Here is a 20969-nt window from a genome sequence, read left to right as displayed (position 1 = left end):
GACAACCGCCCAGTATAACAAAGATTATCCACGCTATATTAACCACATCGACGAAACTTATGCCGCCATTTTCCAATTTTTCTGACGACTCATTAGAGCTTCATCATTTACCACAGCTGAACCATCGCCACCTTGTCAGCAGTGCCTCTACCAATAGCGAGCTGATAACAGATGTACAACATGGCACGTTAAATGCTGCGCAGATGCATCTACTGACCGCTGAAACCCAAAGCGCAGGTCGTGGGCAGCACGGGCGCTCGTGGCAATCACCGCGCGGCAATGTCTATCTGTCGTTATATCATCCTGTTCATCTGCCGATTAGCGGTTTACTGTCACTAATCATCGGCGTTGAACTGGCAAAAATGCCCGTTATTCAAATATTAAATGAGCAATTGCGCGCGCAAGGGTTGACGCCCATCGGCGTGAAGTGGGCGAATGATTTGGGCTTTTATCAACCGCCATCTGACTCAGTGTCAAATGAGCCTAAACTGGCAGCACAGACCCTACCTTTTAATAAACTTGCGGGTATTTTGATAGAACCTGTTACCCAAACGGGCAAATTGGTCGGCGTGGTGATGGGCGTAGGACTTAATGTACAGGCAACGCCCAATCTCACTGCAAAAACCTGCGAAGGCATGAGTTATCAAGCGATTAGCCTACAGGATATTTATGAGAAGCTAAAACCAGAGACAGATATTGTGAGTCTGCCAAGCCTAAAAATACTTTACCAACAAATGAGTAAAGCCCTGCTAGCCGCGATGACACGCTTTGAGCACTTAGGATTAGAGAAGCCCACTGGTCAAAGCTATAATTTGGACAGCTTTTTAAAACAGTTTGAGTCGATGGATGCACTGGCAGGATTACGCTTGCACGTTACTCAAGAGCATAACGGTAAAACAGATAGTATCACAGGTTATGCTTGTGGTCTTGATACACATGGATGTTTGCAATTGCGTCAAGATAGCGGTAAGATTTCTGCGCTTTTTACCGGACGCATCGACGTTATTGATAAGGCTTAAATCAAAGACCCAATGGGCACGATATAAAGGGATTTTTATGCTCTGGTTAGATCTTGGCAACACCCGTCTAAAATACTGGCTCACCGATGATATCGGACAAATAGTCGCGCATGATGCCAAGCAACATTTGCAAGCGCCTGCCGAACTACTGATGGGTTTGACCGATCGCTTCGAGCGTTATGCGCCTGATTTCATTGGTATCTCATCGGTGCTGGGCGACGATTTAAATGTTAAAGTGTCAGAGACGTTAGGTCGTCTGAATATTCCGTTTGAGTTTGTCCATGTCGATGCAGCGCATGCTTTGATGAAGAGTGCTTATAATGACGAACAGCTCGGCTGTGATCGTTGGCTACAGATGCTGGGCGCCGTAGATAAGAAAAAACGTCAATGCGTGATTGGCTGTGGCACAGCAGTGACCATTGACTTGATTGATCATGCTGAGCATTTGGGCGGTTATATTTTCCCCAGTATTTATCTGCAACGTGAATCACTATTTTCAGGCACTAAGCAAATCACCATATCCAATGGCACCTTTGATAGTGTGGGTCAAGGCATGACCACACAAGATGCGGTACATCGCGGCATACTATTATCAATCGTCGGTGCCATCAATGAGATTAGCCATCGCCATCCCAACTTTGAAGTTATCATGACGGGTGATGCATCTATTATCTCGCAGCACGTCAACCGTCCAGTACGCTTGCGTGATGATTTATTGTTGAACGGTCTGGCACGATATTTTGATCATACCAAACAGTCGTAATACTCAATAGATACTTTTACATTGAAAATAAAAAAAGCAGTACGTGTAAGGCGTACTGCTTTTTAGTATTGTTTAAGCTTTAGTAATACTCAAATATTATTGGAACGGTTACTTTGCCTACTACTGTCTTACTATCTTTTCTAAATGGTTTCAAAAGACTGCGGCGTAACTCTCTCATAAACTCACTATCAATTTTATCGGAGCCACTACTCTTCAATACGGTAATATTTGCAACTTTACCTTCCTGATTTACAATTAATAAAAATTTCATTTCCGCACGTTTGAGTTTGCAAGGTTCTTCCGGATCACAATTACCCTCTAAGTTGCGAATGTGACGACTATCGAACCTTGGTTGATGTACCCACTTCGCATCAGAAGTTGAAAACTGAATGACGGGTTGCGATGGTGACATGTCTGCTAACTCAGCATTTGCTGAGTGTACCGCAAATACACTCAGTAGAAATAGCGCTTTTGTCAGCACAGAAATAATAGTTAATCGCAGATTTATCTTGAAGCGTGTTTTAGGTGTGGTAATAGTCAGCAGCATAGACGATATCTTATAAATATGGCGAATAAAAAAGGCTAAGAAGCAACTCTATTAATCGATTATTGTCAATCAAAAAATAAAATATACCTTAGCACAATTGTTCGTTATTAACCAGCCATTGTCCTAAGCTAGTCTGGTTATGCCAAATTTAGAAAGTCGCTGATGATAGTATTATATTTTTATACTATTTAGTCTCATTAAATAGCTCACGACCAACTAGCATACGGCGGATTTCACTGGTACCCGCGCCAATCTCATACAACTTGGCATCGCGCCAGTAGCGACCAAGTGGATACTCATTGGTGTAGCCATTACCACCAAAGATTTGAATGCCCTCGCCTGCCATCCAGGTGGCTTTTTCGGCACACCATAAAATCACACTAGCGCAATCTTTACGTACTTCTCGGCTATGACCGGCACCGCGCGCGTCCAACATATCGAGATTTTTGCCGACAGTGTACAAGCTGCGACCTGCTTGCAATATCGTATACATGTCTGCGACTTTGCCTTGAATAAGCTGGAACTCACCGATGGCTTGACCAAACTGCTTACGATCATGGATATAAGGCACGACATTATCCATCACCGCTTGCATGATGCCGATAGGACCTGCAGCTAATACTGCACGCTCGTAATCTAGCCCGCTCATCAATACCTTAACGCCTTCATTGAGGCCGCCTAAGATGTTCTCTTTAGGTACTTCAACATTATTAAAGGTCATCTCGCCCGTATGACTACCACGCATGCCGAGCTTATCCAGCTTTTGTGCCGTGCCAAAACCTTCCATACCTTTTTCAACGATAAAGGCCGTCATGCCTTTCGCGCCTAGCTCTGGATTGGTCTTAGCATAAACCACCATCACGTCAGCATCGGGACCATTGGTAATCCACATTTTGCTACCATTCAACACATAGCTACCGTCTTTTTCTTCAGCTCTGAGCTTCATGCTGACGACGTCTGAGCCAGCGCCTGTCTCACTCATAGCCAATGCACCGATGAACTCACCGCTGACTAATTTTGGCAAATACTTTTGTTTTTGTGCTTCACTGCCGTTACGTTTTATTTGGTTGATACATAGGTTTGAGTGCGCACCATAGCTCAGCGCTACCGATGCCGAAGCGCGGCTAATCTCTTCCATCGCGACCATATGTGCGACGTAGCCCATGTTAGAGCCGCCGTACTCTTCAGGAACGGTAATACCATGTAGACCAATGTCGCCCATTTTTTGCCACAAATCCATGGGGAACTCGTCGCTACTGTCAATCTCGGCAGCACGTGGGGCAATTTCATTAGTCGCAAACTGTTGTACCATGTCACGTAAGGCATCGATATCTTCGCCAAGCTGAAAATTCAATCCAGGTAAACTCATAGCCATTCCTTGTATTTTGATGTTTAATTTTTTACTAGCGCTGTGTCAATTTAAAAATAGATGATATAGCTTGAACAAATTTTCCTCGCTTGCTGTGCAACTTCGTCACTCCAGAAGCTTCAAAAAATTTGTCCCAGCCATAAACCTATCTATCTATTCATTTAGCTTATGACTAACTATATTCTTAATGAAATTAGTTAAGACTGACGTTTGTTAATTAAAGCACGTGCCACGTTTGAGCCATTTGGACGCTTTAAAAACGCACTGATACGCTCGCCTGCCACGACCAATTTATCCAAATCGATGCCTGTACTGATACCCATACCATGCAGCATATACACCACATCTTCGGTCGCCACGTTACCCGTTGCGCCTTTGGCATAAGGACAGCCGCCTAGTCCAGCCACCGAGGTATCAAACTCACTGACACCCATTTGTAGTGCAGCTAAGGTATTGCTCAATGCTTGACCATAAGTATCATGAAAATGACCCGATAGCATAGAGATATCAGCATATTCTAATGCAGCTTGTAATGCTCGTTGCACTTTGAGCGGTGTACCCACACCAATGGTGTCGGCAATGCCAATTTGCTCAGTACCAATCTCTACCAGACGCTTAGTCACATAAGCTACTTGGCTAGGGTCAATGTCGCCTTCATAAGGACAGCCAACCGTACAAGAGATAACGCCGCGTACTTTGATACCTTGCGCTTTTGCCGCAGCAGCAACTGATGCAAAACGCTCAATACTCTCATCAATACTACAGTTGATATTCTGTTGACTAAAGGTTTCGCTAGCTGAGCCAAAAATAACGATTTCATCAGGACGATGAATGATGGCATTTTCAAAGCCGCGCATATTGGGTACTAGAACTGAATAACAAATATCCGCATGCCGCGTCGGCGCTAGCGCATCGAGCAACGCGCTGTTATCACTCATTTGTGGCACCCACTTTGGCGAAACAAAGCTTGTCGTCTCAAGCTTTTTGACACCTGCCGCAATCAAATCATTGATAAGCGTTTGCTTAACCTCAGTCGGTACCGTCATTGACTCGTTTTGTAGTCCATCACGCGGGCTAACATCAACGATTCTGACATGCTTTGGATACGGATGGTTTGGATACGAGTGGCTCATGCTTGTCGTCCTTATTGTTACTTACCTATTATTAAGCTATGTCAGCTATTCGCTTTCCGTATTAATGCGTAATAACTCGTCACCATCAGCAACCAAATCACCTGCTGCAAATAGCAATTCTGCCACTACCCCATCTGTCGGTGCAGTAATAGTATGCTCAATCTTCATGGCTTCGATGACCGCTAACGGCTCGCCTTTTTTCACAGTATCGCCAACCGCCACTTTAAAGGCAACAACCTGTCCTGGCATCGGTGATTTTAAACTGCCGACTGCCGCGGACTCTTCACCCACGTGTTCCATGATATCAATCAGCGTAATCTCGTCACGACCACTGTCTGTGAATACATAGACCGTCTCATTAAGCACCCAGCTTTGCGCGCTAGTACGAGCACCATCCAACCATAATGTATGATTGTGCTCGTCGCTACTGGCATAGCTCACTTGACCTTCATAAACCGTTTCGGTCTGAGCAGCGACATTAATATTACTATTATCCTGTGTATTCGTGACTTCTTTTTCAATAACAAGCGTAAAGCTACTGAGGTTATCACCGCCTTTTTTGCTGTCTGAACAACTTGCATTATGCCAGTTGCTCATGCGGGCCGTATAAGCATGCTCATCATAAACCAAGCTAAATGATCTGGTGTAGTCGCTATAAGCACGGAAGCCTGTAGGTTTGCTAAATGGATCAATATCTGACTCTTGCATTGCAATCTCGCTCGCAAGCTGACGAGTAATGGCGGTCACAACGAGCGTCGATAAAGCTAAAGGCTGCTGATTAAAAATCGCATCACGCTCGTGCTCAATCAATGCCGTATCGAGATTGGCTTTGCTAAAAGACTCTGTATTTAAGATATAGCGTAAAAATGCCGCATTATTCGGCAAACCCACGATACGCGTTTGCGCAAGTGCTCGATCGAGCTTGGCTAAGGCTTGCTCTCGCGTTGGCGCATGAACGATTAGCTTGGCAATCATAGAGTCATAGAACGGACTAATCACATCGCCTTCGCGCACGCCATCATCGATACGTACGCCAGTACCATCTTTATCAATCATAAAAGTGCTGTGTTCAGGTTTTTGATACGTAAACAACGTACCGGTCGCGGGCAAGAAGCTATTATCAGGGTTTTCGGCACAGATACGCGCCTCAATTGCATGGCCATTGATAGTCAAATCGTCTTGGGTCTTTGGCAATGGTTGACCTGCCGCGACTAAAAGCTGCCATTCGACCAAATCGACACCGGTAATCGCTTCGCTGACTGGATGCTCAACCTGCAACCGCGTATTCATCTCCATGAAATAAAAATTCATAGAATTTTCGCGCTGCTCAACGATGAACTCAACCGTGCCTGCGCCGACATAATCGACTGCACGGGCTGCTTCGATGGCAGCTGTTCCCATCGCCTCACGCATCGCAATGTCAACACCTGGTGCAGGCGCTTCTTCTAATACTTTTTGGTGGCGGCGCTGTACGGAACAATCACGCTCAAATAAATGCACATAGTTGCCATGGGTATCGCCAAATACTTGGATTTCGATATGGCGCGGTTTTAAGGCGTATTTTTCAACCAACACTTTATCATCACCGAAGCTGGTAATGGCTTCACGGCGACATGAGTCTAATAAATCCACAAAGTCGCGGCTTTGCTCGACGATACGCATGCCTTTACCGCCACCACCTGCACTGGCTTTAATCAAGACAGGATAGCCAATGGCGTCTGCCTGCTGCTGCAGAAATTCTGCGTCTTGATTGTCACCATGATAACCCGGTATTAATGGCACGCCAGCTGTTTCCATCAACCGCTTGGATTCGGATTTGCCACCCATGGCACGAATAGCATCGGCTGAAGGTCCAATAAATACCAGTCCTGCATCCTGACAAGCTTGCGCAAAATCAGCATTTTCGCTTAAAAATCCATAACCCGGATGAATCGCTTGTGCGCCAGTCTCAAGCGCTATCGCGATAATCGCATCACCTTTTAGATAGCTGTCTTTCGGCGCTGAGCCACCCAAATAGATGGCTTCATCACAGACAGCCACATGCTTGGCCTCACGATCCGCATCGGAATAAACAGCAACGGTACTGACGCCAAGACGCTTAGAAGTCGCAGCCACTCGGCAAGCAATTTCACCACGGTTGGCAATTAGAATTTTAGAAAACATAACTATCCCTGTGTGTTATCGTTTTTATTTGAGGTCTTGTCTATTTATTCGTTTATCTCTCGTGCATTATCAATCTGCCGTCAACCAATTGGGCTTACGTTTTTGCAAAAAGGCTTGTACCCCTTCTTTGCCTTGCTTTGATGAACGAATCAGCGATACCTTTAACGGTATCTGCAATCAATTCATCGGTAATCGGCGCGCCGGCGACTTCATGCAATAAACACTTGCAGGTCTTGACCGCATCGGGGCTGTTTTTGACCACTTTAGCGCAGAATGTCGCAACCGCATCGTCTAACGACTCTTCGCTGACACGCTCATGGATAAAGCCAAGCTGCCGGGCTTTTTAGCATCGAATACTTCAGCACTGAGAAAATAACGCTGCGAGGCTCTGGCACCTAATGCACGTATCACATAAGGGCTAATCGTTGCAGGTGCTAAGCCCAAACGTACTTCGCTAAGACAAAAATTGGCAATTCTCACAGCGATTGCTACATCACAAACGGCAACCAAACCCATGCCACCTGCATATACATCTCCTTGAATAGCAGCAACCGTTGGTTTTGGGCACTCATAAATAGTCTTCAGCATTTGCGCCAATTTATCGGCGTCTGCAAGATTCTCTTCATAGCTATAATCCGCCATGGCACGCATCCAATTGAGATCCGCGCCGCACAGAATGCCTGCCAGCAGCGGCTAGCACAATGACACGTACCTCATCATCAGCACCAAATGTATTGAATGCATCGGTTAGCTCAGCAATCATTTCATCATTGAAAGCATTACGTATCTCAGGACGATTTAATGTCACCGTAGCAACGTGTTGTTCTACTTTAACCAATAAGCTTTTATAATTTTTATCACTGTCTTTTTGCATAACTTTCTCTGTATTTTTATGTAAATATTTAAACAAACGCTCGGTCAATCCATAATAATGTTAATACAAGGAAGCCGAATGTAGATGTACAAATCGTACTTCAAATGAGGTTGACGCAGTAGTAGCTTATTATGGGAAGGCCTGAAAATGCTTACATTCTAAAAACACCAAACGTCGTCTCTTCGATCGGCGCGTTATAGGCGGCGCTCAACCCTAACGCCAATACATTACGGGTATCAGCAGGATCAATCACGCCATCATCCCATAAACGTGCAGTGGCATAATAGGGATGACCTTGCTCTTCATACATTTCGCGTATCGGCGCTTTGAACGCCGCTTCATCTTCGTCGCTCCACGCCTCGCCTTTACGGTCAAAGTTATCGCGCTTCACCGTTGCCAATACTGATGCTGCTTGTTCACCGCCCATTACAGAGATACGCGCATTTGGCCACATCCATAAGAAACGCGGACTATAAGCACGGCCACACATGCCGTAGTTACCGGCACCGAATGAGCCGCCAACGATAACAGTAAACTTAGGTACTTTTGCATTCGCCACCGCCATCACCATCTTGGCGCCATGACGAGCGATACCTTCATTTTCATATTTACGACCAACCATAAATCCGGTGATGTTTTGCAAAAATATTAATGGAATTTTGCGTTTACAGCACAGCTCAATAAAGTGCGTACCTTTTTGTGCCGACTCACTAAACAAGATACCGTTATTGGCGATAATACCGACTGGCATCCCTTCGATATGAGCGAATCCACAAACCAGCGTCGTGCCAAAGCGTGATTTGAATTCATCAAAAGCACTGTCATCGACGATACGAGCAATGATTTCTTTGATATCAAACGGCTTACGTTTATCCGTTGGAATGACGCCATATAGCTCTTTGGCGTCATAGCGTGGCTGACGTGGTTTGATTTGATTGGGCACTTGCTTCGCAGGACGATTTAGATGGCTAACGATTTGCGCGCAATCGACAATGCAGAGTGTCGCTTTGTGCTAAGTGATCGACAACCCCTGACAGACGGGTATGCACATCGCCACCGCCCAAATCTTCGGCTGTGACTTCTTCACCTGTCGCCGCTTTTACCAGTGGTGGACCACCCAAAAAGATGGTGCCTTGGTCTTTCACGATAATAGACTCGTCACTCATCGCTGGTACATAAGCCCCTCCAGCCGTACAGCTGCCCATGACCACGGCAATCTGTGGAATACCGGCGGCACTCATATTGGCCTGATTAAAGAAAATGCGACCAAAGTGTTCTTTATCGGGAAATACATCATCTTGATTGGGTAAATTGGCTCCACCTGAATCCACCAAATAGACACAAGGCAAATTGTTTTCTTGCGCGATTTCTTGCGCACGCAGATGTTTTTTGACCGTCATTGGGTAGTAAGTGCCACCCTTTACCGTGGCATCATTACAGACAATCATACACTCAATGCCATTGATACGACCGATACCCGCAATCACGCCCGCCGCTGGAATCTCTTCGCCATACATATCATGCGCTGCCATCGGTGCCACTTCTAAAAATGGCGTACCTACATCGAGCAAACGCTCGACGCGCTCACGAGGCAAGAGTTTGCCACGGGCTAAATGCTTGGCGCGGGCACGCTCTGAACCGCCTTGCACGACTTTACGTAAGTGACCATATAAGTCATCGACCACCGCTTGCATGGCGGCACTGTTTTGCTGAAATTCAGCGGCATTTGGACTCAGTTTACTGGTTATGATAGCGCTCATGATATCCCTTTTTCTTTAATACGTAGATACGTAAATGCGAGTGGCTTTTTTCTTTTAGTCTTGACTCATAATAATAATTTTTAATATAACAGATCTGAAATAGTCTTTAGTATTACAGATTAAGTCATCATCTGATTACAAACCCAGCTCTTCTTTCATTTGTTCAATAATTTTATATTTCTGAATTTTCCCAGTGATGGTCATTGGATATTCAGTCACGAAACGATAATAAGTCGGTACTTTATAATGGGCAATATGCTCGCTACAGAACTCGCGAACTTCCTCTTCTGTCAAGCTGTCTGCTTCTTTAGGAATAATCCATGCCGCGAGTACTTCGCCATATTTTTTATCAGGAATACCGACGATTTGCACATCCCGAATCTTTGGATGACGATAGAGATAGTTTTCGATTTCGACCGGATAAATATTCTCGCCGCCGCGAATGACCATATCTTTACTACGACCAACGATTTTGACATAACCATCTTCATCCATCGTAGCCAAATCACCCGTATGCATCCAACCATCTTGGATAGCCGCGCGGGTTTTAAAGCGACTGCCCCAATAGCCTTTCATCACTGAATAACCGCGTGTCAATAACTCCCCGGTCTCGCCCAATGCGACAATCTCACCCGTTTCAGTATTGACGACTTTGACCTCAAGCGCAGGCTGCACTAAACCAACGGTCGATACTTGCTTATCAAGCGGCGTATGTTCATTAGTCTGGCAAGATACTGGACTGGTCTCTGTCATGCCATAGGCAATGGTGACTTCGCTCATGTGCATCTCATCAATGACGCGGCGCATGACTTCAATCGGACAACTAGAGCCTGCCATGATGCCAGTACGCAAAGTCGATAGATCAAAGTTTTTAAATTCCGGATGGTCAAGCTCAGCGATAAACATCGTTGGCACGCCATGTAGACCCGTACATTTTTCTTCTTCCACCGCTTGTAATACCGTCAGTGGCTCAAAACCATCGTTCGGATAAACGATACAGCCACCATGCGTGAGAATCGCTAGGTTACCGAGTACCATACCAAAGCAGTGATAAAGTGGCACCGGAATACACAGTTTATCTTCTTCAGTAAGGTTCATGGCCTCACCGATGAAGTAACCGTTGTTAAGAATATTACGATGGCTTAAAGTTGCACCTTTTGGCGTACCAGTCGTGCCACTGGTGAACTGTACATTGATAGCGTCAGTATTTTTGAGCTGGGCTTGGCGCTCTGCAACCCGTGGATCATTGGCATCACCTTCCGCCATCCATGCAGAGAATTTCTGCATAAAGCCAAAGGTTTCTTCAGATGCTGCTCATCAATCCAGATGATTTCGCTCAACGTCGGAATCTCGACCAAATCAAGCTGAGTGTAGTCTTATGATAAATTTCAGGACACAGTTCACTGATGAGACTGGCGTAATCGCTGGTTTTGAAATGGCGCATAAGTACGAGCGCTGAGCAGCCCAATTTATTCAAGGCATATTGCAGCTCAAAAGTACGATAGGCAGGATTGATATTGACAAGGATGACACCAGACTTTTGCCGTCGCTAATTGCATGAGCAGCCATTCAACATTATTGTGCGACCAGATACCGATGCGATCACCGATTTCCAGCCCCATCTCAATCATACTACTGGCCAGCTGATTGACTTGCTGTTGTAGCTCGCGGTAAGTCCAGCGGATATTTGATGGCGAGAAACCAAAGCTTCGCGCTCTGGATACTTAGATACAATTGCATCAAAAAAGTCACCGATAGTCGCTTCAATGAGCGGTACATCAGGGCCTTTATCATAGCTTTGGGTAAGCGGTGCATTTGCTGAGCGTGCGCCCATATTAATACTAGGAATGCTATTTAGAATAGTATCAAAATCAATTTGAGTCGCATCGAAATCAGAATTTGCGTCATAACGAGTCCTTTCGTTTTACTTTTTATGGTACTTATTAGTCGCCTATCATCAATTCATTCTTCCTTGAACAGGTCTTGACTATCGTTAGCTACTATACCGTCTTAAATCGAAGACTGTCAATAATAGTAATACAATATGTATCATTTAAAATGATAATATACGATAAATTCATCAGTCATAATTAAATGACGAATTTCTTGAATGACTTAAATCAAAAAAGCCAGCCTTATCACATATAGAAAAAAGCTGGCTTTTCCAGTGATTAATAGTCTCAAATCACTCCAGACCCAATTCTTTTATCATTTGCTCAACGATTTTGAATTTCTGAATTTTACCAGTGATGGTCATTGGATATTCATCAACGAAACGAAAGTAGGTCGGCACTTTATAATGAGCAATATGGTCACAACAAAACTGCCTTACCTCTTCTTCGCTTAAGCTATTTGGCTCTTTTGTAATAATCCACGCCGCGAGTACCTCACCATACTTTTTATCAGGAACACACGACGATTTGTACATCGCGAATCTTCGGATGACGATAGAGATAGTTTTCGACTTCTACTGGATAGATGTTTTCGCCGCCGCGAATGACCATGTCCTTGCTACGACCCACCACAGTGATGTAGCCATCTTCGTCCATCACTGCCAAATCACCCGTATGCATCCAGCCATCCGTAATCGCCGCGCGTGTTTTAAAGCGGCTGCCCCAATAGCCTTTCATCACCGCGTAGCCATAAGTGAGTAATTCGCCCGTCTCTCCAATCGGGACGACATCACCCGTTTCGGTATCCACGATTTTGACCTCAAGCGCGGGCCGCACCATCCCTACGGTAGAAACCTTTTTTCAAGGGGTGTTTGCGAGCTGGTTTGACAAGAAGCTGGACTGGTCTCGGTCATGCCATAAGCAATCGTCACCTCGCTCATGTGCATTTTATCCATGACGCGGCGCTGACCTCAATCGGACAGCTAGAGCCGCCCATGATACCAGTACGCTGGACAAATCAAAGCTGTCGAATTCTGGATGATCGAGCTCTGCGATAAACATCGTCGGTACCCCAAGCAAGGCGGTACATTTTTCCTCTTCCACCGTTTGCAATACCGTTAGCGGATCAAAACCATCGTTGGGATACACCGCGCAGCCACCATGGGTCAAAATAGCTAAATTACCACCTACCATGCCAAAGCAGTGATAAAGCGGTAATGGAATGCATAGCCTATCCTCCTCTGTCAGCCTCATACCTTCGCCAAGGAAGTAGCCATTATTCAAGATATTTCGATGCGTTAAAGTAGCGCCTTTTGGTGTACCCGTTGTCCCACTAGTAAACTGCACACTAATAGCATCGGTATTCTTTAGCTGGGCTTGGCGCGCAGCTAAACGAGGGTCGTTTGCATTACCCTCTGCCATCCAAGCAGAGAATTTCTGCATAAAATTGAAATTTTCATCAGATGCTGGCTCGTCAATCCAAATGATGCGCTCAATCGTTGGAATCTCCACCAAGTCCAATTGCTGATAGTTCTTATGATAAATCTCAGGACAAAGCTCACGAATCATTTGCGTATAGTCGCTGCTTTTGAAATGACGCATTAATACCAATGCCGAACAGCCCACTTATTCAGTGCATATTGCAGCTCAAAGGTACGGTAAGCAGGATTGATATTGACGAGGATAACGCCGACTTTCGCGGTTGCCAATTGCATCAGCAGCCATTCAGCATTATTGTGTGACCAGATACCGATGCGATCACCGATTTCTAGCCCCATTTCAATCATGGCACTCGCTAACTGATTAACTTTCTCTTGTAGCTCACGATGATCCAACGGATATTTGATGGCGAGAAACCAAAGCTTCACGATCAGGATATTTTTGACAATAGCATCAAAAAAATCACCGATTGTCGCTTCAATCAGCGGCACATCAATACCTTTATGGCTTTGGGTGAGTGGCGCATTTGCTGAACGCACGCCTACATTAACTTTGGATATTATTGAGAATAATGTTATTAGGCGTACTTTCATTAATAATGCTGTCAAAATCGGTAATCTGAGTCATCACGAGTCCTTTCGTTTTGCTGTTTGGTGTTTGTTATCAGAGCGGTAATACTACAAAGGTAAATGTCATATTCTTCCTTGAATATTCTCTGTCACCATAGACTATAATTAAATCAAGCCCTAACCAATATAGCCTCTTAAATGAAAGCCTGTCAATAATATTGATACAGGACGTATCGATTACTATTGCTGCGCCATCTTATTAAGTTGATTATTTATATAAAGATACGATAGACATAAAAAAGCCAGTGCTGCATAAAGATGGCAACACTGGCTATAATTTATAATACTTTTACAATTATACTTTAGGCACTACAGGCGATTTAATCGTTACCGTTGCGCTGACTTCATCACTATCATTTAGCAAGTCCATGACCAACTCTTCATCACTTTCTATTTTGACCTGCCAATTGCCAGTCGCTTTTGGCACACCTGTCACCATGACGGAGATTGCTTTATTTTTCAGGCGAATCATTGGCGGCTTATGATCGTAGCCATTATGCTCTAGACCTAATACATCATCAGCAATGGTAGCAGCCTGCGCGCGCAACGGTGCGACGTAACGACACGGCACGCCATCGATAGACATACAGTCACCAATCGCATAAATATTGGCTGTACTGGTACGCAAGGTCGGCGCATCCACCACGATACCAGTGCGACGGTCAACTCGACACCAGCTGCGGTAGGCAGTTTGTCATCGACCGTCAGACCTGTACTGGCAATCACATGATCCACGATGAGCGGTTCGATTGGCTCAGCAGTACTGCTGTCTGTCGCTGATGCTAGCGCCTCATAACTGACCTGCAGTTTTCCATCACTGAGACGAGTAATAGCAGATACCTGATACCCTCCTAAAAAGTTAATCCCTTGCGAATTGACCGCTTGGGCGATACGAGAAGTTGCTTTTGGCGGTAGCATTTGTGATAGTGGCGCATCGTTTAGATCAATGAGCGTCACTTGATGACCTGCTTTTAATAAGTCTTCTGCAATCTCCGTCCCAACCATACCCGCGCCGACAATAGCAACGTGCTGACTGCCAGTTGCTAGCTTTTCTTGCAACTGTCCAAAGCGCTCAATATGATTGACATGCCAGACTAGTTCCTCTGGCAAGCTTTTTGGGAAGATAGGATGCGCACCCATCGCTAGTACCAGCTTGTCATAGCCGATCGTAGCGTAATTGGTATAAACGGGATCTGAGCGCAGCGCAGAGATAAGCTGCAACTGTTGAGTGGTCGTATCAACATCCGTCACTTGCGTGTTGGCAAGTAGCTTAACATTTGCAGCTTCTGCGGCATCAATGCCCGTTGCTCTGACCAAATCTGCTGCACTTTTCTTTTGGCTAATCGCCATGGTCAGCATTGGCTTGTGATAACGATCGCCACTGTCGGCAGTAATTAAGGTAATCGGGATACCTTTGTCTTTTGCACGAATGGCATCGATGACATGCCAGCCAGCCAATCCTGCACCGATAATGACGATACCTTTAGATGACTCTACTAATGAATTTTCTACACTCATATGAACTCCAATACGGTTTATGAATTATTTTAATTATCAAAAATATTGACCGCTATTGTATCAGTAAACAGGTATTCACTCACCTTTTCACTTATGTAGTGAATCGTACCAACGTCGCGATTGAATGCATCAATCTACTAATATTCTATTGGCACAGAAAAAGCACCTATTAATAGATGCTCTAAAAAAATATTTTAATCCAGATCAAACTCCATACGTTTTGCCGTTGCTTGCATGGTTTTAGTATCTATTAACGTCTCCAAGCAATATAGACTGGCATGAATACCTGCGCTTATTCCTGCCGAAGTTATCAGCTTAGCACTTTCATCACTAGCGTCGACAAAACGAGTATGAGAGATCACATCAATATCAGCATAGGATGCTAGATTATATAAGTCCATCCAATGAGTGGTTGCAGACTTGCCAGCCAATAACCCAGCCTTAGCGAGCAACAAAGCACCCGTGCAAACTGAAAGTGTCAAATCAACGAGCTTAGCTTGAGTGACAATCCAATCGATAACCACTGGATTGTTTATCTCTATTTTTTCGGCACCATAACCACCAGGAACTACTAAAACATCAATGTCTGGATGGTTGGAAAAACTGTAATCAGGAACAACACGTAGACCGTTTCTAGCAGATATCGGCGCGTGATGCTCAGCAATGGTAATAACTTTGAAGTATTTATCACTAGTAGCATTGGCAGCCAATGAAAACACCTCAAAAGGTCCTGCGAAGTCCAACACTTCGACTTCGTTAAATAGTAATATTCCAACGGTTCGCATTGATGTCATTCTTTGTCCTCGAATGAGTGTTAGATAAAATGCAACTTATTACAAGCGTATAAATACTAGAATAGAGTCACAAAAGCGTGCCTTAAAAAACGATAAAGACAGCTAACCTGTCACTATAGTTGATCCTATATAATGAAATACGTTGTCAGGCTTATTCAGTCTACTATTTATAATACTGTCAGTTGCCCTTTTCGTACCCGCGTTATATTAAACCAACTATATCATTTACTTATACCAATAATATCCTTGAATATAAATCTACTAATAATCTGCGGGCACAAAAAAAGCGCCTATTTAGTAGGTGCTTTTTAGATCTGCTATTTATAAATAATTCGAATAACGCAGTAGAGAGTTTTAATGATTCAAAATCTTCGATAAGAACAGTTGCGCGCGATCACTTTTTGCCCCTTCAAAAAACTCATCCTTACTACAGTTCTCGACAATATGACCTTCGTCCATAAAGATAATACGGTTGGCTACTTGACTGGCAAAGCCCATTTCATGGGTAACACACATCATGGTCATGCCATCGCGAGTCAACTCGACCATAACATCAAGTACTTCTTGAATCATCTCAGGGTCAAGAGCAGAGGTCGGCTCATCAAAGAGCATCGCTACAGGATCCATTGCCAGCGCTCGTGCAATTGCAACACGCTGCTGCTGACCACCCGATAGCTCCGCGGGATATTTCGCGGCCTGTACCGTTAGTCCAACACGATCTAAATATGCCATGGCTTTTTGTTTGGCCTCGCTCTCTTTGCGACCCAATACTTTTATTTGCGCCACCGTTAAATTATCAATAATGGTCAAATGCGGAAATAGCTCAAAATGCTGAAAGACCATACCGACACGGCTGCGTAATTTCGGCAGATTGGTTTTTGCTGCACCAACTGAGATACCATTCACCATGATTCCACCTTCTTGAAAAGGTTCCAGTCCATTGACCGTCTTAATCAAGGTTGACTTACCACTACCTGATGGCCCGCACACGACGACGACATCACCTTTATGTACATGCGCCGTACAATCACTCAATACTTGAAAATCCCCATACCATTTGCTGACATCGGACATTTGAATGACCATCTCATCACTAGCATGACCATTATTGGTGACCAGTCCGCCAAAGGCATTTAAGTATGTATCAGCTTTGCTCATCACTGGCTCCTAACCACATTGTTTTTAATAATCGTCATTTAAGAAAAGTTAGATCAACTACTCAACCAAAGCCTCAACACTCAAAAAGCGCAAGCCAAGATAAATATCTATCAGAATCGCAAACGCTTTTGCAATTGTTGTACACCCACGGAGGCACTGACACTGATGATAAAATACACCGCACCCGCACCCAAAATGTAAGGCGTCAGCAAACCCATAAGCTCACCGCGTACATAGGCGGCACGGAAAAAGTCTGTCAAACCAATAGCGAAAACCAACGTCGTATCTTGGAATAAAATAATACACTGTTGTAAGATTAGCGGCAGCATTTTGCGAAAGGCTTGTGGCAAAATAACCAGACGCATGGTCTGCCCATAAGTCATACCCAGCGCTTTGGCGGCATTGACCTGCCCACTACCAATCGATTGAATACCAGCACGCACCACCTCTGAAAAGTAAGCGGCTTCAAACATCATAAAAGCAACCACACAAGAGGCAAAAGCAGCATCAAGTTGTAAGTACTTACCCGCTATCCAAAAATAAATCATCGGTACGGCAAAGTAAAACCACAGTAGCACCAGTAGTAGCGGTACAGAACGGAAGTAATTGACGTATAGCTTTGCTGGAATCTCAAGCGCTTTGATACCAGACAAGCGCATCAACGCCAATACCGTTCCTAAGCTAATACCACCAATAATCGCCAAAAACAGCACCTTTAAGGTGGTAATCATGCCGCCCATCAAACCAGGATAGGCTGTTGCCAATTCGGTCATCATGTTCATTTCTGACCTCCTGCAATGAGCCCAGGTACACGCAGTTTGCGCTCAATTAACCCCATAATAGCAATCAACGATAAGTTAAATACTAAATAATAATCGTCGCGTAGGTATAAATCTCGATGCTGTTTTGGGTGTATTCGCTGATGGTTTTGGTTTGACTAATCAGCTCCATTACCCCCACTAATGAGGCAACGGAGGCGTTTTTGAAGCAGTTGGTCAGCTCAGAGCTGAGCGGTGGCAGAATAATACGAAAGGCCTGCGGTAGCAGTACTCTTTGTAGACTTGCGGAATACTAAAGCCTAGTGCATAAGCAGCATTGATCTGACCTTCGGGCAACGACTCAATACCTGTACGTACTTGTTCAACGATACGAGCGGCGGTAATAAGCCAAGACCGATACTTGCTGAGAGCATGGCTGACGTGTTGGGCGATAAATCCTTATACCACCATTCTTGTATCGTGGGCGTGAGCCAGCCAGGTGCAATATAAAACCAAAAGAAAACTGGACAAGCAGTGGAATATTACGAAAAAATGTCACATAAGCGGTGCCAATGGCACGAGCGGTCTTATTAGGCAAAGTACGCATAATGCCAAAGATAGTACCTACGACCATAGCAATGGCCCATGCGATACTACCAATCAATAGTAGCCAGCCAAGACCAGTAATCATCCAATGGATATAAAGCTCATTACCGATACCAGTCTGCTCAAAGAGCACACCCCAGTTCCAGCTATAATTCATGGTTGTCTCTCCGAGCAGCGACTGAAAATCCTACGTGTTCAGATTGACATCAACATCAGTCTGAACACGTAAGCAAGCTATGTTGCAGGACAATAATTACTGTGCCGTCGCAACTTTCGGCTGAGCGCTGTCATGCGGACTGGCAATCAAGGCTTTTAAGTTGTCAGACATCTCAAAGTTTAGATTGACGTTCTTTGGTGGGATTGGGTTTAAGAACCACTTGTCATAAATGCTGTTGATTTCCCCTGATTTAAAGACATTCGCTAACGCTTCATCGACCACTGCTTTGAACTCAGGATCATCCTTACGCATCATACAACCATAAATCTCAAACGATTGCGGCGTGCCGACGATGACCCATTCATCAGGATTTTTTGCTTTGGCTTTTTCGCCAGCAAGTAGTACATCATCCATCATAAAGGCATCCGCGCGACCATTTTCTAGCATAAGGAAGCCTTCGCCGTGGTCTTTTGCTGAGATGATATTCATGTCCATTTTGTTGTCATCGTTATACTGACGAATATAACGCTCTGAAGTTGTGCCTGCGGTCGTGACTAAGGTCTTACCTTTTAGGTCTTCGAAATCTTGAATACCTGAGTCTTTTTGGTCAATAGACGCGTACCGATTTCAAAGAAACCGTTGGAGAATGCCACTTGTTTTTGACGCTCTTCGTTGTTGGTGGTCGAACCACATTCAAAGTCGACCGTGCCGTTTTGTACCAAGGGAATACGGGTTTGTGAGGTGATAAGGTTATAACGGACGTTGAGGTCTGGCATGTTTAGCTTTTGCTTAACCGCTTCGACGACTTTCATCTCTAAATCGTGTGCATAACCAATCGGCTGATTTGGGTCGTCAGCGATATAAGAAAATGGAATAGAAGAGTCACGGTGACCGACCACGATAGTACCCGAGTCTTTGATTTTTTTGAGTACCGTTGGTAGTGGTTTCTGTCGCTGTTGCATCATCTGCTGGCACATCAGTGCTGGTTTGGCTACTGTTATTACACCCTGCAAGACCTAGCGCCATAAAAGCAGCGAGAGTTAAAGGTTTAGAGAAAGACCTAGAAGATAGATAGCTCATGAGATACATCCTTTTATCACATTATCACAAGATTAAATGAGTGCTTGGACGACACAGGTCTTATTCATTGACCTCATTGCCACGCATCCATGCGGTTGTTGTTGCTGTTATTTATCACAATGCAACTTAATGTTACTGTACAACAAATTAGCGGGTGTGGGTAAAAAATTTTTAATGAGGCTTATTTTTAAGGATATCGGGTTTAGTATCACCATAACTATCCAATAAACGCCTTTAATCTGTTAAACAATATCTAACGGGCAATTGATAAATCACGATGAATCCCCATAAAGCTATCAACTTCTTAATACTATAAATGACCTATGACACAAGATACTCAAGTCCCTAATACGGACAGCCAGAACGCTGGCAACCATAGTGACAATGACGTACGTCAACGTTTCTTTATTGAAGATTCGCCAGTGCGCGGTGATGTGGTGCGCCTATCACGCAGCTATGCCAGTACGATAGCCCAAAAGCCTTATCCTGAAGCGATTAAGCGCTTATTGGGTGAGATGCTGACAGCAGCGAGTTTGCTTATCGGCACGGTCAAAATCAATGGTCATCTGTCGATTCAATTGCAATCATCAGACAGCGATAGCTTGCTAAACTGGGCAATGGCAGAATGCAATCAAGACGGTATCATCCGTGCCCTTGCTAGCTGGAAGGGTGAGACTGATGAGCAAGTACAGGCTTGGGAAAATATGACTCATGCCAAAGAGGCATTTGCTGAATTGGGTGCGATGGGTCAAGGCGTGTTGTTTATTAACATTCAACCTGAAGGCGGCGAAGCCTATCAAGGCATCGTCGAGCGCAGCCATGACAATTTGGCAGACTGCTTAGCGCACTACCAAAAGCAATCGGCGCAGATTCCAACCTTGATTAATTTGGCATCTGATGGTCTGCAAGCGGGTGGCATGTTGGTACAGATGCTTCCTCGTACTGCTGAAGAAACCTATGAAGTCGAGCAAAACCAAGATGCGGGTATCGACGATGACTTGTGGACGCGTCTGAGCGTTTTGACACGGACAGTGAAAGCTGAAGAGTTGACCACGCTTGATGCCAACGAAATCCTTTATCGCTTGTATCATGAAGAAAATGTCGTCGCGCCCGATCCTGTTGCATTATCATTTGGTTGCACCTGCTCACGTGAGAAATGTGAGATGGCCATTGAGCAAATCGGTGAAGCAGAAGCCTTAGACATCATTGATGAGCAAGGCGGTAACTTTGAGATGGATTGCGGATTTTGTGGCGAGATGTATAAATTTAATAAAGACGATGTGACCACGATATTTTCTGAGTAATTAGG

General features: G+C 44.6%; 14 protein-coding genes and 6 pseudogenes. 3 read left to right on the top strand and 17 right to left on the bottom strand.

Features of this window, described 5'->3' with window-relative positions:
- Nucleotides 1-59: 59 nt before the first annotated feature.
- Both G7Y90_RS06070 and G7Y90_RS06065 read left to right on the top strand, forming a co-directional pair.
- Nucleotides 60-1019, top strand: a complete 960-nt coding sequence (locus tag G7Y90_RS06070; protein WP_238048843.1) for a biotin--[acetyl-CoA-carboxylase] ligase — start codon at nucleotides 60-62, stop codon at nucleotides 1017-1019.
- Between the two features lie 37 nt (nucleotides 1020-1056).
- A complete protein-coding gene (locus tag G7Y90_RS06065; protein WP_250163669.1) occupies nucleotides 1057-1782 on the top strand; it encodes a pantothenate kinase in 726 nt (241 codons plus the stop codon).
- Nucleotides 1783-1861: 79 nt separating this feature from the next.
- Here G7Y90_RS06065 and G7Y90_RS06060 read toward each other — a convergent pair whose 3' ends face one another.
- From G7Y90_RS06060 to G7Y90_RS05980, 17 genes and pseudogenes are all read right to left on the bottom strand, one after another.
- The gene (locus tag G7Y90_RS06060) at nucleotides 1862-2329 is read right to left on the bottom strand and encodes an energy transducer TonB (RefSeq protein WP_238048842.1); all 468 of its coding nucleotides are present in this window, start codon (nucleotides 2327-2329) and stop codon (nucleotides 1862-1864) included.
- Nucleotides 2330-2513: 184 nt separating this feature from the next.
- The gene (locus tag G7Y90_RS06055) at nucleotides 2514-3698 is read right to left on the bottom strand and encodes an isovaleryl-CoA dehydrogenase (protein WP_250163668.1); all 1185 of its coding nucleotides are present in this window, start codon (nucleotides 3696-3698) and stop codon (nucleotides 2514-2516) included.
- A 197-nt stretch (nucleotides 3699-3895) separates the two neighbouring features.
- Entirely contained in the window at nucleotides 3896-4831 is a 936-nt protein-coding gene (locus G7Y90_RS06050; protein ID WP_238048840.1) for a hydroxymethylglutaryl-CoA lyase, read from the bottom strand.
- 45 nt (nucleotides 4832-4876) lie between these two features.
- Nucleotides 4877-6994, bottom strand: coding sequence for an acetyl/propionyl/methylcrotonyl-CoA carboxylase subunit alpha (locus G7Y90_RS06045; RefSeq protein WP_250163667.1), 2118 nt, complete (start codon nucleotides 6992-6994; stop codon nucleotides 4877-4879).
- A gap of 69 nt (nucleotides 6995-7063) precedes the next feature.
- Nucleotides 7064-7868, bottom strand: a pseudogene (locus G7Y90_RS06040) (enoyl-CoA hydratase/isomerase family protein).
- A 151-nt stretch (nucleotides 7869-8019) separates the two neighbouring features.
- A pseudogene (locus tag G7Y90_RS06035) lies at nucleotides 8020-9628 on the bottom strand (carboxyl transferase domain-containing protein).
- A 135-nt stretch (nucleotides 9629-9763) separates the two neighbouring features.
- Nucleotides 9764-11462, bottom strand: a pseudogene (locus tag G7Y90_RS06030) (AMP-binding protein).
- Between the two features lie 351 nt (nucleotides 11463-11813).
- A complete protein-coding gene (locus G7Y90_RS06025; protein WP_250163666.1) occupies nucleotides 11814-12056 on the bottom strand; it encodes an AMP-binding enzyme in 243 nt (80 codons plus the stop codon).
- Nucleotides 12031-12963, bottom strand: a pseudogene (locus G7Y90_RS17760) (AMP-binding protein). Before G7Y90_RS17760 ends, G7Y90_RS06025 begins: the two are co-directional and overlap by 26 nt.
- A gap of 158 nt (nucleotides 12964-13121) precedes the next feature.
- Complete coding sequence (locus tag G7Y90_RS17755) at nucleotides 13122-13568, bottom strand: AMP-binding protein (RefSeq protein WP_284143838.1); 447 nt, start codon at nucleotides 13566-13568, stop codon at nucleotides 13122-13124.
- A gap of 316 nt (nucleotides 13569-13884) precedes the next feature.
- Nucleotides 13885-14175 (bottom strand): hypothetical protein, encoded by a 291-nt coding sequence (locus tag G7Y90_RS06010; RefSeq protein WP_250163664.1) that lies wholly within the window; start codon nucleotides 14173-14175, stop codon nucleotides 13885-13887.
- Entirely contained in the window at nucleotides 14097-15107 is a 1011-nt protein-coding gene (locus tag G7Y90_RS06005) for an FAD-dependent oxidoreductase (protein WP_250163663.1), read from the bottom strand. The genes G7Y90_RS06010 and G7Y90_RS06005 overlap by 79 nt, the downstream gene beginning before the upstream one ends.
- Nucleotides 15108-15301: 194 nt before the next feature.
- Complete coding sequence (locus tag G7Y90_RS06000; protein ID WP_250163662.1) at nucleotides 15302-15901, bottom strand: DJ-1/PfpI family protein; 600 nt, start codon at nucleotides 15899-15901, stop codon at nucleotides 15302-15304.
- Nucleotides 15902-16255: 354 nt separating this feature from the next.
- On the bottom strand, nucleotides 16256-16987 hold the full coding sequence (locus G7Y90_RS05995) for an amino acid ABC transporter ATP-binding protein (RefSeq protein ID WP_045443837.1): 732 nt from the start codon (nucleotides 16985-16987) through the stop codon (nucleotides 16256-16258).
- Between the two features lie 182 nt (nucleotides 16988-17169).
- On the bottom strand, nucleotides 17170-17841 hold the full coding sequence (locus G7Y90_RS05990; protein ID WP_060490392.1) for an ABC transporter permease subunit: 672 nt from the start codon (nucleotides 17839-17841) through the stop codon (nucleotides 17170-17172).
- Nucleotides 17838-18580 (bottom strand): annotated as a pseudogene (locus G7Y90_RS05985) (amino acid ABC transporter permease). Before G7Y90_RS05985 ends, G7Y90_RS05990 begins: the two are co-directional and overlap by 4 nt.
- Nucleotides 18581-18676: 96 nt before the next feature.
- Nucleotides 18677-19660, bottom strand: a pseudogene (locus G7Y90_RS05980) (glutamate/aspartate ABC transporter substrate-binding protein).
- Nucleotides 19661-19983: 323 nt separating this feature from the next.
- On the opposite strand from G7Y90_RS05980, the gene hslO reads away from it, so the two are divergent.
- Nucleotides 19984-20964: an Hsp33 family molecular chaperone HslO gene (hslO, locus tag G7Y90_RS05975; RefSeq protein ID WP_055123454.1), complete on the top strand. Its 981-nt coding sequence runs from the start codon at nucleotides 19984-19986 to the stop codon at nucleotides 20962-20964.
- The last annotated feature ends 5 nt before the right edge of the window (nucleotides 20965-20969 follow it).

This window comes from Psychrobacter sp. WY6 (assembly GCF_018448495.1).
In the GTDB taxonomy this organism is placed as follows: Bacteria; Pseudomonadota; Gammaproteobacteria; order Pseudomonadales; family Moraxellaceae; genus Psychrobacter.
Note: the sequence above shows the minus strand (reverse complement) of the source record. Positions and strands in the feature narration are given on the sequence as shown.

Excerpts from the sequence above, each read along its gene's own strand:
- G7Y90_RS06070 (WP_238048843.1), top strand. The coding sequence starts at position 60 with ATGCCGCCATTTTCCAATTTTTCTGACGACTCATTAGAGCTTCATCAT.
- G7Y90_RS05990 (WP_060490392.1), bottom strand. The coding sequence starts at position 17,841 with ATGAACATGATGACCGAATTGGCAACAGCCTATCCTGGTTTGATGGGC.
- G7Y90_RS05995 (WP_045443837.1), bottom strand. The coding sequence starts at position 16,987 with ATGGTCATTCAAATGTCCGATGTCAGCAAATGGTATGGGGATTTTCAA.
- G7Y90_RS06050 (WP_238048840.1), bottom strand. The coding sequence starts at position 4,831 with ATGAGCCACTCGTATCCAAACCATCCGTATCCAAAGCATGTCAGAATC.
- G7Y90_RS06055 (WP_250163668.1), bottom strand. The coding sequence starts at position 3,698 with ATGAGTTTACCTGGATTGAATTTTCAGCTTGGCGAAGATATCGATGCC.
- G7Y90_RS06060 (WP_238048842.1), bottom strand. The coding sequence starts at position 2,329 with ATGCTGCTGACTATTACCACACCTAAAACACGCTTCAAGATAAATCTG.
- G7Y90_RS06000 (WP_250163662.1), bottom strand. The coding sequence starts at position 15,901 with ATGACATCAATGCGAACCGTTGGAATATTACTATTTAACGAAGTCGAA.
- G7Y90_RS06045 (WP_250163667.1), bottom strand. The coding sequence starts at position 6,994 with ATGTTTTCTAAAATTCTAATTGCCAACCGTGGTGAAATTGCTTGCCGA.
- G7Y90_RS06005 (WP_250163663.1), bottom strand. The coding sequence starts at position 15,107 with ATGAGTGTAGAAAATTCATTAGTAGAGTCATCTAAAGGTATCGTCATT.
- G7Y90_RS06065 (WP_250163669.1), top strand. The coding sequence starts at position 1,057 with ATGCTCTGGTTAGATCTTGGCAACACCCGTCTAAAATACTGGCTCACC.
- hslO (WP_055123454.1), top strand. The coding sequence starts at position 19,984 with ATGACACAAGATACTCAAGTCCCTAATACGGACAGCCAGAACGCTGGC.
- G7Y90_RS06025 (WP_250163666.1), bottom strand. The coding sequence starts at position 12,056 with ATGTACAAATCGTCGTGTGTTCCTGATAAAAAGTATGGTGAGGTACTC.
- G7Y90_RS06010 (WP_250163664.1), bottom strand. The coding sequence starts at position 14,175 with ATGTCTATCGATGGCGTGCCGTGTCGTTACGTCGCACCGTTGCGCGCG.